Genomic DNA, 12,194 nt, shown 5'->3' with positions numbered 1-12,194 from the left:
AACTCAGATACCAGTGGGCTTGCCGTCGATGCTGCGGGTGTTGCGGTTGTGCCAGTACTGCTCTACCTGCTCGGGGCCGCGCTGTTCCATGTAGTCGTTCAGCTCGTCGCGCTCGGCCCGGTAGTCGAGGAAGGGCACGGCCATGCCGCAGGACGTCTGCACCAGATCCACGTCGACCACCAGAATCTGCCGGGCGCCGGGCAGGGACGGAAACAGGGGCAGCAGCTCGGTCCACTCCGCGTCGCGCGGGTGGTAGATGGCAGCCGTGCCGTAGAGGCGCAGGATGTTGGGCGGGCCCTCAAAGGCGCACCACATCAGCGTGATGCGGTTTACTTCCAGCAAGTGGGCGGCGGTTTCGTTGCCGCTGCCGGTCAGGTTCAGCCAGGCCACGCGGTTGGGGCCCAGCACGCGCAACGTATCCTGCCCCTTGGGCGAGATATTGACGCGCCCATCCGCGGCGGCCGTGCCCACGAAGAACACGTGCTGCCGCTCGATAAAGGCCTGAGTGTCGGCGCTGATGGCGGGGTATTGCTTGCCCATGAGAGAGGAGTTAGCGGGAGGGCAAGGTAGGGCCGGCGCGGGTTGGTGCCAAGACCATTTCGGGTAAAAGGTGCTGCTCATGGGCTACGGGGGCCGCAGGGCAGCCACAAAAAAACGACCCTGGCCTTACGGGCCAGGGTCGTTCGGGAAGCTATGCTGCCGGCTCCGTACCGGGGCCGGAACCGCTTAGGCGCTGAGCGTGTCCCGGTGGGCTGCAATACCGGCCAGCACCTTGTTCAGGAAATCAACCTGAGTTTGTACCTGCCCCGCATCCACGGTGCCCAAAAATCGTTCGGTGCCGACGTTGGCGCGGTTGTTCTTGACAATCTTTTTGCGCTGGAGGCGCAACAGATCCAGGGCGTCGTTGGCATCCTCCTGCTCCTCGGGCGTGAGGCCGGGGGCCGCGGCATCGCGCTCGGCGGCCGCTATTTCCTTGTCTTTCTTGGCCAGGGCCGCGGCGGCGCTGGCCTGGCTGCGGGCGGCCCGGTCGTCGGCCAAATCCAGGCCGGAGTCGGCGTGGGTGAAGGTTTTGAGCTCGAAGGTCACGTCGGCGGTAGCCGCGTCGCACTGAGCCCAGGTGGTGAGCAAACTGTAATCGGGATTCATGGTAATGAAGGATAAAAAGAGTGAGAAAAGTGAAATAATAGACTGTTTGAATATATGAGGGTAACTATCAGATTTACAAGGGTGGGGCTATAAAAAAGTGGCCAGTGCCTCGGCCTCGGCCAAGAGCCCAGCAGCCTGGGCGCGCAGACGGTGCAGGCGGGTAGCCTCCTGCGCGGTGAGGGGGCGGGCGCGGCGGTGCAGCCAGCCCCGCAGCCACCGGGCATGGTCGAGGGCAAAAGTGGGGTCGGCGGGGTCGGCGGCTTGTTCCAGGGCCGCCGCCAGCGCCTGCTTGGCCGGAGTAGCGGGGGCCTCCTGCGGGGCCGGCGCGTCGGGGTCGGGGGGAGCAGGGCCGGCAGGGCCACCGCCGAGCGGGCCGCGACGTGGGCCCGCCGCGCCAGCTTCTCGGCCTGGGCGAGCAGCCCCTGGGCCCGGCGCAGGCACTCCCGCCGCCGCAAGTTCAGGTCGGCTGCGTCGGGCGCGGGCGTAGCCGGGGGCAGCGGGGCGTCGGCGGCCGGAGCAGCCGGCACCTCGGGCGGGGCAGCTGAAGCCGCAGCGGCAGCAGGGCTACGCGCACGGGCAGGGTGAGGCCACGCTGCCCGGCCTCAATGGCTTGCAGCAAGGATTGGCTCACACCCAGGTATAAGGACAAGTCAGCGAGACTCAGTTCAAACCAGGTCCGCACCCGGCGCAGTACGGAATCAGAAGCAGCAGGATGGCGGGCCATACGCGGAAAGCAAAATGGTGTGGAGAATTTTTGTAATCTGTAAAAATTCTCCACATTTTACGCACTGATCGTGTGGAGAATTTTCCTAAAAATTAGAAATTCTCCACACGAGAACCGCCCGCGCCTGGCGGCTGAAAAGATTCAGTCGCGCCACAGTCGCTCGGCTGTGCCGGGTGACTAATACGCTTGAGCAGCTCTGCTGCGAATTAGGCCCCGCCGCTGGTTCGTTGAGGTGCGCCCGAATGGAGGGGGCACTCGCGGCATAGCCGCTCCGGCGTAGGCGTCACTCGGCACAGCCGAGCGACTGTGGGAGGCACAAATTCCTGCCCCCAATTAGGAAAGACAGGTATAGGTAGAGTCAATTTGAGACCGGAAGTGCAACGCATCCAGATAGGTCAGTGCCCCCGAAAAGTATAGCGTTGACCTTGCTTCATTTCCGAAGAATAGCTGCGGAGCTTGTCTAAAATAGGAAGGCAATGTGCATGCGAGTAAATATCGCCCCTTAGCGAGTATAGACTCTCTGATACTCTTGCTGCTTCTTCGACATTTGTTATTTCTACAGATTGAGAACTTACTATTAACTCGAAATACTCTTTGCGCTTTTCAGCATGAGGAGTACCACCTAGTGTATGAATTGCATGCTTTTTATTCATGTCCAGTATGTCGCGCAGTCTTTTTAATAGGTTGTCTTTTTGGCGGTGAGTAGTAGCTAAATTGCTTACAAAATCAATAGACTGATGAATGTTAAGTTGCATAGCGTGAAAGAGAAAATAAACAGGAACATTAACCGTGTTACCATGCACAATAGCCCTAATATAATCCTGAGGAGTAGCCTCCAGATGTCCAGTGCTAAATGCTTTGATTAAGTCTTCCTCATACAATGGCTTGGCACGTGTAATAACCCGTGCTACTTCTGGTATCTCGCCAATTATGCGTAAGGCCGGGGATCCTTCTGTCTTCTCTGAATACTTATCTACAATTTGAATCTGATTTAGTAAGGCTTCGTCAAGAATAAATGTATTAGCGTTTGATTTTATCTCACCAGTCTTCTTATTCAAAAATCCAATATTATCAACTCCAATTGTAGCACATTTTTCAAAAATATTTCGCCATTTACGAGTTTCGTCTTCCCTTACTTGGTTGATGATATTGACTAAGTCACCAGCTTTTATCTTTTCTGACTTCGCGCCATATCGGAAATAAATATCAGAACCGAACGTGACTGCTGAATCCTTAATGCAAACGACTGGTTTGGTCTGGTTTTCCTTGACCCAGATTATACCTATAGTTTTACCATCTACTTCATGCTCCGTGCGCTCAAACTCAATATAAGGTGTGAACAGTTCATTGAGAAAAGTGGTAATTACTGCATCGTCAATAGCCATGAAGTTAGATATGCCCACTACCTCATGAGGGGCATTCTTAATCCCAAATACTAGGCATCCGCCTCTGTTATTAGCGAATGCAGCCATTGATTTAGCATACTTAGACCGACTTTCTTTGCTAGCCCAGTCAAACTCACGCTTAAACTCGGTAGTAACTGATTCGCGGCGAATCAAGCGTCCTTGCTGATTTAGATGAAAGAAGTCAGCGAGCCAATCAGCATCATATATATTGATCATAGCAGAACTAATGATTATAAGTTAAAGCCTATTTACTCCCGCTTCAACGCCTCCCGAATCCCGCTCAACCCCCGGCAATGTCCTCCAACTTATCGAGCATTTGCAGGAGCTGGCCGGTGCCGGAGTGGCAGCAGAATTTAGTAAGGGGCTCGCAGGTGTCACTAGTATTGATTCTCCAACCAAATACCGGTAACCGGCCTTAGTAGTAAGTTCTCCCCAGGTTGCTTTTTTCCTGGACTTATGAAGCGAATGGTTGGGAAAACCAAAACAGTATACCAGTGTTCTCCATCGTTGGAAATCTCTTGTGCTGCTGGTAGAGAATTATCTTTTTTGTCAAAATCGATTGGCCCGTACTGCGCGATTACGTCGCTGAATCGATGTTTACCGGGCTGTATGCCCTTGGCAGACGATACATTGGCTGTAGAATCGAATTCGATCAGAGCTAACCCCTGACGCCACTTCGTGGTGTTCGTATTGACAAAGCAAATCAGGCCCTGTTTCCGAAAATGCATGGACACGCCTGTCACCCGCTTGGTGGTAATGCATTGCCCATCACGAGTTTTTTCTGTACCGACACTCACAATTTTCTCAGCCCGGTAACGGTTCCCTAATTGGGCTTTAACCTGCGCAACGGAAGATTTCCTGATTTGAAGTCCAAGAAACATACTGTCGCCTTGAATCACAGTTTGTCCCAACGCTTGCGATACCCCTCCAATAGCTAAAGAAGCCAGTAGAATATATTTTTTCATCAGATTGACTTACTACCTGTAAAGCTCAAGATAACAGCTTAGTACTCCCGCTTCAGTGCCTCCCGAATCCCACTCAACCCACCGGCAATGTTTTCCAGCTTATCCAGCATCTGCAGGAGCTGGCCGGCGCCGGAGTTGCGGAGGTTGTCGAGGTAGGTTTGCTTGATTTGCTGCCAGCGGGCGGCTTGCTCGGGGGTGAGCCAGCCCAGCAGCTCGCGCAGCTTGAGCAGGTTGGCTTCGGTGGCGCTGGTCAGGGTTTGGGCTTCGCTTTCGTAGTGGGCGGCCAGGAGCTGCTCGATTTCCTGGTCGTTCATCACGGGGCGCACTTTCTCGGCCAGCTTGTTCATGTTGCGGTAGGAGCCCTGCAGCTTGAACGGCGGCTCGGTGCGGTAGGCATCGGCCTGGGCGGCGCTGGCAATGTAGGCGGCATTCACGCGGGCCACCACGTCGCGCAGGCGCAGCAGCTTTTGCAGCACGGCCACGTACTCGTTGAGCTCCTCGGGCGAGTGGTTGCCCTCGAAGCTGAGGCCGTCCTGCTGCCCGGTCTCGGCCAGGCGGATGAGGGCGGGCACGTCCTGGGGGCTTTGGGTGGACAGGCGCGCCAGGGCTGCGTTGCTGGTCAGGGCGTTTTCGAGGTAGGAGAGGCGGAAGGCGTCTTCGGAGCCGGCCGTCAGAATGTCGCCCAGGTTGTAGATGTCGGCGCGGTTGGCCAGCATGTCGGGCAGCTGGAACACGTCGCCGCTTTCGGTGTAGGGGTTGCCGGCCATGACCACGCACACCTTGCGGCCCCGGAAGTCGTAGGTGCGGGGGCGGCCCTGGTAGACGCCCTCAATCTTGCGCTGGGCGTCGCAGAGCGAGATAAACTTCTGCAGAAACTCGGGGTTGCAGTGCTGAATGTCGTCGACGTAAATCATCACGTTGTCGCCCATCTCGAAGGCCAGGTTCAGCTTTTCGAGCTCCTGCCGCGCCCCGGCGTTGGGGGCCTGGGCGGGGTCCACGCTGGTCACGGCGTGCCCGATGGCCGGCCCGTTGATCTTCATGAAGATAAGACCTAGCCGGTTGGCCACGTACTCCATGAGCGTGGTTTTGCCGTAGCCGGGCGGGGAGATGAGCAGGAGCAAACCCATCAGGTCGGTGCGCTTGCCTTCCCCGGCGGTGCCGATCTGCTTGGCCAAGTTGGCCCCGATGATGGGCAGGTAGACCTGGTCGATGAGGCGGTTGCGCACGAAGGACGTGAGCACGCGGGGCCGGAAATCTTCCAGGCGCATGTCCTCGGCGGCCCGGCCCAGCAGCTGCTTCTTTACCTCCTGAAACGCCTCGTACTGGGCCACCGTGGCCCGGTCGTAGTGCAGTAGACGGCGGCGGAAATCGGGGAAGTTGAGTTGGTAAGTTCGGTCGTCGGCGAGGCGGGGGTGTGTACCCTGGAAGCCTTCGAGGGTTTCTAAAGTAGGCGTGTGGACTACGCGGGCAGGGTCGTAGGTCTGAGTGAGCAACAGCACGGCGCACTCAAGCGCCTCACCAACCCGGCCCCCTCTCCAAGGGGAGAGGAGGGAGCCTGACGATTTTCGTTGGGCGCATGTTGTACTGAGGTATGCGCTAGCCCAGTACCGTTTGCTAACGGCTGGCTCTCCCTCTCCCCTTGGAGAGGGGGCTGGGGGGTGAGGCGCTTCGGTTGTACCGCCTGCACCCACTGGCGCACCAAATTGAACTGCGCTACCGGCTGGTCTTTTAGCTGATCAATAGACTGCTGAAACAGCTCCGTGGCCTGGCGCTCGTGCAGCTGCTTCTGGAACTGCTGGTAGAGCTCGGCGGCTTCGGCGGCAATGATGAAGGTGCCGGTGTGGGTTAGCTCGTGGAAAAGGTAGTCACCGGCTTCTGCCACCTGGCCTAGCGTAAACAGTCCGGTTTGCTCCGCGAAGTGGTCTACGGCCGTTTGCAGCTCGGTTTTGAGCTCATCAAACTCCTGCGAATCGGGGAAGACCTGGAGCAGCACCCCTATGCCCTGCAACTGCCGCTCCCAGTGGGCGCGCTGGTCGGGGTCGGCGAAGCGCAGCCAGTAGAGGGCCGCCGCGGCGCGGGTGTCGGCCGGGTAGCGGAGCAGGTCGGCGGTGCGGGTGAGGCGCACCAGGGCCGTGAGCAGCAGGGCCGCGTCGTGGTCGTGCACGCCTTTGAGGTAGCCTTCCTGGTAGCGCGCAGCCATAAACTGCTGCACATAGGTTAGCAGCTCGGCGGGGCTGAGGTGGCCTAGCTCGGGTACGGACAGCACAGCGGCCCGGCCCGCTTCGGGGTTGGCAGGAGCGGGGTGCTGGGCCGCCTGCAGAATGCGCCAGGCCAGAAACTCGGCCCGGTACACGTCCTGGTTTTCCGACAGCACGGTTTGCTCCCAAACGGGCTTGGAGGCCAGCAGGGCGGGGTCGGTTATCTTCTGAAAGAAGTTGGTGCCGGTCAGGTGGTAGTGCAGGTCGCCGTCGCGCAGCACCACGGTCAGCTCCAGGGGCTGGGTGTTCACGGTGAAGGCGTGGGGACCGAACTTGAGGGTCTGGCCGCCGTCGGCGTAGAGGTCGGCCCGGTCGCGGAGCTGGCGCACGGCGTCCTCGCGCAGGGTTTTCAGCCGGCTCAGCACATCATCCGACTTCACCGAGTCGCCGAGGTTAATCAGCTCCTGGGCCATTTGGCGCACCTTTTCCACCATCACGTCGGCGGCAAAGTACCCGTTGATGTCCGCCACCGATTCCAGGCGGGTGAGGCGGCTTTGCACGGCCTTCAGTAGCCGCTCGGCGCTTTGCAGCAGGGCGGTGGCGCGCTGGTTACGGGCCGCTACCAGGGCCGTTTTCTTCGACTCGAAGGCTTCTACTACCTGCTCGCGGCGGGTGGTGAGCTGCTCGATAAACTGGTCGAAATCGGGAAACTTGCCTTCCAGCTCTTCGAGCTGCACCATGAGCTTGGTCAGGTACTCGTCGCACTTGGCGGGCGTGTCGGCCAAGTCGAGGTAGTTGGTCAGGGCCTGTTCCAGCAGCTTGAGCTGGGCCGTAAACTCGGCCTGGGCCTCGGTGCCGGCCAGGGCCTGCCGCCGCCGCTTCAGGGCCGCCCGGATCTGGTTGAAGCGGGCGTACACGGTCGAGATGTTGTCGATGATGGCCGTGGTCTGGGTCGGGTCGGGGATGGGTAGGTTGCTCACCACCTCAATGAGCAGCTCCAGCTCCTGGGCCACGGCGGCCGTTTCCTGCTCGCGCTGGTCGGCCTCCACGGTTTTCTGCACCTGCTCCACGCCGTCGGCAATAGCCTGCACACGCTGAGAATAAGGCAGCAGCGCATCGGGCCGGAGCAGAAAGTCCACCGTTTGCAGGGCCACTTCCTTGCTCAGGGCTTCCAGGTCGGCGGCGTGCTTTTCCACGGCCGGCAGCTCCACGTAGCGCAGCTCTTTGAGCGAAATTACCTCGCCCCGCACCCCGCGCAGCTCGCCCAGCAACTGCACGAATTCCGTGACCGTATCGGGCGCCGAACGGCGGATGCGGCCGGTCAGCTCGTCGGCTTTCTGGAACACGGCGGCCGTTTGCTGGGCCGTGTTCTTGCGGATGCTCTGCACCTTCTCAAACTCCTCCACGGCCGCCGTAGCCGTCTGCCGGATTTCACCCAGGGGCTCGGCCAGGGCCTGGGCCGCGGGCTCGCGCAGCCAGTGGTAGGCGTCGGTCAGGGCGGTGGTCTGGCGGATCAGGTCGAGGTAGAGGCCCGCGTAAGAGTCGTCCTTGCCGGTCAGCGTCAGCACTTCCTGCACCTCGCTCATGGCCCGCACGATTTCCTTGTTTCCCAGCTTGTAGAGGTAGGAATCGGAGGTGACAGGCAACTGGAAATCCGGGGCGGTGTAGGGCGTTTGCCAGATCTGCACGGCGTGGTGCTTCTTGGGCTCGTCGTCGGCCCGGAAGTAACACAGCTCCCCGTTCTCGAATAAGGCGTAGCCGTGGCACACAATGGGGTTGTCCACGCGCTGGGCAATGCGGTTGTAGCTCAGCAGCAGGTAGGTGCCGTGGTCCTTGTTGAAGAACACGTACAGAAAATCCTCCCCGTTCGGCGACACGACGCGCTTCTCAAACAGCATCTCGCGCAGGCCGTTATCGAAGAGCTTGTTGTCGCCGGTTTGTAGGTAGAAGCCGTGGGGAAAGATCAGGCCCTGGCCGTCGGGTAGCAGCACGCAGGCGTCGGCCAGGGCATCGAGGCGCTGGGCGGTTTTGAGCTTGTGGTTGAAGATGAAGTAGCGGTACTGCTGCTCCTGGTAGGGCCGGATCTTGAGCAGAATCAGGTTGCCGACTACCGCGTAGTAGATTTCCGAGTCGTCCAGGGTCTGGTCCTTGTTGTCGACCGGCTCGCTCAGAATGCCGTGGCCCGAAGTGGTGTTATCCTCAACTTTGATGGTCAGGTCGCCGCCCACGGTTTCCACAAACACCTTGTCCTCGATGCTGATGTGGGGGTGCTTGCCGCCGCGCTGCATGTCGCGGGTGGCGCGCTTCCAGCTGAACTCGTGCTGGGGCGGGAAGGTGTACTCGTGGTCGGAACGGTTGTCGATGTAGCTCAGCGTGTCGCCCTGAATCAGCCACTTAAACGTCTTCACATCCGAGGCGCTCTTGCCCACCCGAAACACCATGAACAGGTGCACGCCGATGACGGCGAACTTCACGAACTGGGTGTTCTTGTAGTATCGGTACAGGTTGCGAAACTCCTCCAAAAACTGCGGGTTCTGCAGCAGCTCGAGGCCCAGCGGCCGGAAGTCGTGCTCGGCGTACTCGTACACCCCAAACACGTCGGCTAGATCCGGCTCCGCCTTCAGCCCCAGCACTACGTTGTACCCGAAGATGAACCGCTGCCCCACCGGCACCATGTCCCAGGGCACACAGTTGTTTTCGGTGGTAATGCGGCCGGTGCCTAGCAGGCGGGTATCCACGGCCCCGAACACCTGCTTACGCTCGGTATTGAGCAGGTCCAGGCGCTGGCGTAGGTCGGTGCTGCTTTTGAGCAGGCGGTTGCGCAGGATTTCGTAGGTGCCGGTTTCGAGTTGGGTAGCTTGAGCTTCCATAGGCGGGCAAGGCACAAACCCTTGCCAGGAGAAAAGAACTGCTGATTACTTGGTTGAGGACCTCAACGTGGCCTTCAGGATAGCACTAGCTGGATTGGCTTTAGAATAGATGACGGCGGTAGTATCGCCTTTTGCGTGGGTGCGCAAAAAGATTCTGGGTACCCTCGTTCTGAGAGAATATTCTGCGCCGCCAACGATATACTGCACGGTTACGCGCCGGCTCTTGTGGGTTCTCACCCGGGTGATGATGCCCGTCGCGTACCCCGGATTCTTCAGAATCAACGCCCGCTTTTCGGCCTTATCCTTTTTAACGAAGTAGACGACGCCCGCGAAGAAGGCAATACCGAGAACCAGCCCGAGGACGAGGCTTATTATTTGCCGGGTTGTAGTTGGAGAGGTGGTGGAATCGGGTGCTTGCATAAAGTAGGTGGCTAGAGTTTCGGAACTAGGTTCTAGTCGCCTCACCCCAACCTCTACGCCGCTTGATGCGCGGAATGAAAAAGGAGAGGGGGCTCTAGCTGTAGTTCTCAGAGGTAGATAGAAAATAGTACTAGCCTTAGCTTCAACAACTAAAGCTAGTTCCCCCTCTCCTTTTCGGAGAGGGGGCTAGGGGGTGAGGCGCCCTTACTTCAGCTCCAGCATCCGGGCCGGCTTATCCCCGATACCCAGGGCCGTGGCCGTGCTGGCCAGCTCCGTGATGGTGTTGCGGGTGGTGTCGTCGCCGGCTTTGTGCATCATTTTCAGCAGCAGGGCCGAGACGCTCAGGTTCTTCATTTCCTCGGCCGAGAAGCCGAACTGATCCACGAAGCGGCGCAGGTTGGTTTTGAAGTCGCCACCCCCGTCCAGGGAGAAGAAAGCGTCTTTCACGGTGCCCAGCACTTCCGAGTTGTGCACGGTGCGGTCCACCATCTTGCCCTTGGTAATCGAGCCGATGATCTGGTCGAAGAACATGGTTTCGCCGCCCACGATGTCGATTTTGGCAGCTTTTAGGGCCTCGCCAATTACCTCGGCCTGACTCGCGGCAATGTCCTTCTGGATGTTGATCTGGGCCAGCTCCACCGACTTGTCCTTGTCGAGGCGCAGCTTGAACTCCTCGTGGTCTTTGCCCACCCCGTCGAGCTTTTTCATGGCGTCGGCTTTGGCTTCGATGCCCTTAGCTTCCACGGCAAACTTCTGCTCCGATACGGCGGCTTCAGCCAGGCCTTTCTTCTGGTCGGCATCGGCGCGGGCCTGGATGATGTCAGCGTCGGCGAGGCCTTTTTCGCGGTTGATTTTGGCGGCTACCAGGCCCAGCTTCTCGTCGGCTTCGGCCTGGGCGCCGGCTTTGGCCTGAATGGCCTGGGCTTCGGCGGCGGCGGTAAGCTGGAGCACGTTGGCCTCAGTTTCGCCTTCCTTCTGGCGGGCGGTGGCCTTGGCCTGCATCACCTGGGCTTCGGCTAGACCGACAGCGGTGGCTTTGCTGGCTTCAGCTTCGGCCAGGGTGCGGATGGCCTGCCCCTTAAATTCGGCGGAGGCTTTTTCGGCTTCGGCATCAATCAGGGCCTGCTTGGCGCGGAACTCGGCGGCCTGCCGCTCCATGTCGGCATTGCCCACGAGGGCTACCGTGGCGGCTTCGGCCTGCTGCTTGGCGGCGGTAATGGCCACCAGCTTTTCGCGGTCGGCCTGGGCCTGGGCGCGGGTATCCTTGATTTTCTCTTCTTCCTGCACCGTGGCTTTTTCCACCACGATTCGCTCCCGGATAATGGTCTGGATGTTCTTTTTCTCTTCTTCCAGAGCTTTTTCTTTCTCAATCTGGGCCAGGGCCACAATCCGCTCCCGCTCGTTGGCTTCCAGGGCTTTGGCCTGAGCCACGCGCTCAGTTTCCACCGCGTCGGTGCGCTGCTTGTTGCGCTCGGCCACCAGCACCTGCCGGTCGCGGTTTTGCTGGGCTATGCCCACTTCTTCCTCGGTGGCAATGCGGGCCTTTTCCGACTTGAGGCGCTCTTCCTGCATCACCTTCTCGGTTTCGGCCAGCTCCCGGGCCTTGATGTTGGCAATTTCGCGCTTCTGCTTTTCCTGGTTTTCAATGAGCTGCTTATCGAGCTGCAAAATGGTTTCCTGGGCTTCCACGTCCTGCTTCTTGATGGTTTTCTGCATCTCGCGGGCAATGGAGTTGGCCTGAATCTTCTGCTCCGAAGTAAGGGCCACAATCTTCTTGATACCCTCGGCATCGAGAATGTTGTCCTGGTTCAGGGCGTTGAGCGGGGTTTGCTCCAGGTAGTCGATGGCGCAGTCGTCGAGCACGTAGCCGTTCAGGTCGGTGCCGATGATGCGCAGAATTTCCTGCTTGAACTGCTCCCGGGAGTTATACAGCTCGATGAAGTCGAACTGCTTGCCCACCGTTTTGAGGGCTTCCGAGAACTTGGCGTCGAACAGGTTTTCCAGGGCCGTGGGGTCGGAGGCGCGGCGGCAACCGATGCTCTGGGCCACCTGCACCACGTCGTCGTGGGTTTTGTTGACGCGCACGAAGAAGTTCACCTTCACGTCGGCCCGCAGGTTGTCTTTGCAGACCAAGCCCTCGGAGCCAGCCCGGGCAATGACCATGTTTTTGAGGGTGATGTCCATGACCTCCAGCTTGTGCAGCACCGGAATGACGAAGATGCCGCTGAAGGATACTTTCGTGTCGCCCAGGCCGGTGCGCACCATGGCTTCGCCCTGCACGGCCTTCTGGTACATGCGCACCACAATGGCGATGATGCCGAGTAATAATACACCGAGCACGACCAGCACGGCGAAAGAGAGTTGACCAATCATAAGGGGTAGGGTAGAAGTAGAATCAGTGGAAGAAGCAAAAAGTGAGGTAGAATGCTGCCGTTATTCGAAGAGAGTTTCCAACACGAATTCCA

Annotated in this window: 10 protein-coding genes; all 10 read right to left on the bottom strand. The window is 59.0% G+C overall.

What is annotated here, in order from left to right; genetic code table 11:
* Window positions 1-3: 3 nt before the first annotated feature.
* Complete coding sequence (locus MUN79_RS23040; RefSeq protein WP_244674870.1) at window positions 4-540, bottom strand: pyridoxamine 5'-phosphate oxidase family protein; 537 nt, start codon at window positions 538-540, stop codon at window positions 4-6.
* A gap of 186 nt (window positions 541-726) precedes the next feature.
* On the bottom strand, window positions 727-1,146 hold the full coding sequence (locus MUN79_RS23035) for a hypothetical protein (RefSeq protein WP_244674869.1): 420 nt from the start codon (window positions 1,144-1,146) through the stop codon (window positions 727-729).
* Between the two features lie 87 nt (window positions 1,147-1,233).
* Entirely contained in the window at window positions 1,234-1,587 is a 354-nt protein-coding gene (locus MUN79_RS23030) for a hypothetical protein (RefSeq protein ID WP_244674868.1), read from the bottom strand.
* A gap of 16 nt (window positions 1,588-1,603) precedes the next feature.
* Window positions 1,604-1,870 (bottom strand): helix-turn-helix domain-containing protein, encoded by a 267-nt coding sequence (locus tag MUN79_RS23025; protein ID WP_244674867.1) that lies wholly within the window; start codon window positions 1,868-1,870, stop codon window positions 1,604-1,606.
* Window positions 1,871-2,265: 395 nt separating this feature from the next.
* Entirely contained in the window at window positions 2,266-3,492 is a 1,227-nt protein-coding gene (locus MUN79_RS23020) for an ATP-binding protein (protein ID WP_244674866.1), read from the bottom strand.
* 161 nt (window positions 3,493-3,653) lie between these two features.
* The gene (locus MUN79_RS23015; RefSeq protein ID WP_244674865.1) at window positions 3,654-4,241 is read right to left on the bottom strand and encodes a hypothetical protein; all 588 of its coding nucleotides are present in this window, start codon (window positions 4,239-4,241) and stop codon (window positions 3,654-3,656) included.
* A 38-nt stretch (window positions 4,242-4,279) separates the two neighbouring features.
* Complete coding sequence (locus tag MUN79_RS23010) at window positions 4,280-5,740, bottom strand: AAA family ATPase (protein WP_244674864.1); 1,461 nt, start codon at window positions 5,738-5,740, stop codon at window positions 4,280-4,282.
* A complete protein-coding gene (locus MUN79_RS23005) occupies window positions 5,701-9,309 on the bottom strand; it encodes a DNA repair ATPase (protein WP_244674863.1) in 3,609 nt (1,202 codons plus the stop codon). Before MUN79_RS23005 ends, MUN79_RS23010 begins: the two co-directional genes overlap by 40 nt.
* 45 nt (window positions 9,310-9,354) lie before the next feature.
* Window positions 9,355-9,729 carry a DUF3592 domain-containing protein gene (locus MUN79_RS23000; RefSeq protein WP_244674862.1) on the bottom strand — a complete coding sequence of 125 codons (375 nt, stop codon included), beginning with the start codon at window positions 9,727-9,729 and terminating at the stop codon, window positions 9,355-9,357.
* A gap of 204 nt (window positions 9,730-9,933) precedes the next feature.
* A complete protein-coding gene (locus MUN79_RS22995; RefSeq protein WP_244674861.1) occupies window positions 9,934-12,102 on the bottom strand; it encodes a flotillin family protein in 2,169 nt (722 codons plus the stop codon).
* Window positions 12,103-12,194 lie beyond the last annotated feature (92 nt).

Origin of the sequence: Hymenobacter cellulosilyticus, from assembly GCF_022919215.1 — a bacterium.
GTDB lineage: Bacteria > Bacteroidota > Bacteroidia > Cytophagales > Hymenobacteraceae > Hymenobacter > Hymenobacter cellulosilyticus.
Note: the sequence above shows the minus strand (reverse complement) of the source record. Positions and strands in the feature narration are given on the sequence as shown.

Bases quoted from the DNA above. Each gene is read 5' to 3' on its own strand.
- MUN79_RS23040 (WP_244674870.1), bottom strand. From the start codon at position 540: ATGGGCAAGCAATACCCCGCCATCAGCGCCGACACTCAGGCCTTTATC.
- MUN79_RS23025 (WP_244674867.1), bottom strand. From the start codon at position 1,870: ATGGCCCGCCATCCTGCTGCTTCTGATTCCGTACTGCGCCGGGTGCGG.
- MUN79_RS23005 (WP_244674863.1), bottom strand. From the start codon at position 9,309: ATGGAAGCTCAAGCTACCCAACTCGAAACCGGCACCTACGAAATCCTG.
- MUN79_RS23015 (WP_244674865.1), bottom strand. From the start codon at position 4,241: ATGAAAAAATATATTCTACTGGCTTCTTTAGCTATTGGAGGGGTATCG.
- MUN79_RS23020 (WP_244674866.1), bottom strand. From the start codon at position 3,492: ATGATCAATATATATGATGCTGATTGGCTCGCTGACTTCTTTCATCTA.
- MUN79_RS23000 (WP_244674862.1), bottom strand. From the start codon at position 9,729: ATGCAAGCACCCGATTCCACCACCTCTCCAACTACAACCCGGCAAATA.
- MUN79_RS23035 (WP_244674869.1), bottom strand. From the start codon at position 1,146: ATGAATCCCGATTACAGTTTGCTCACCACCTGGGCTCAGTGCGACGCG.
- MUN79_RS22995 (WP_244674861.1), bottom strand. From the start codon at position 12,102: ATGATTGGTCAACTCTCTTTCGCCGTGCTGGTCGTGCTCGGTGTATTA.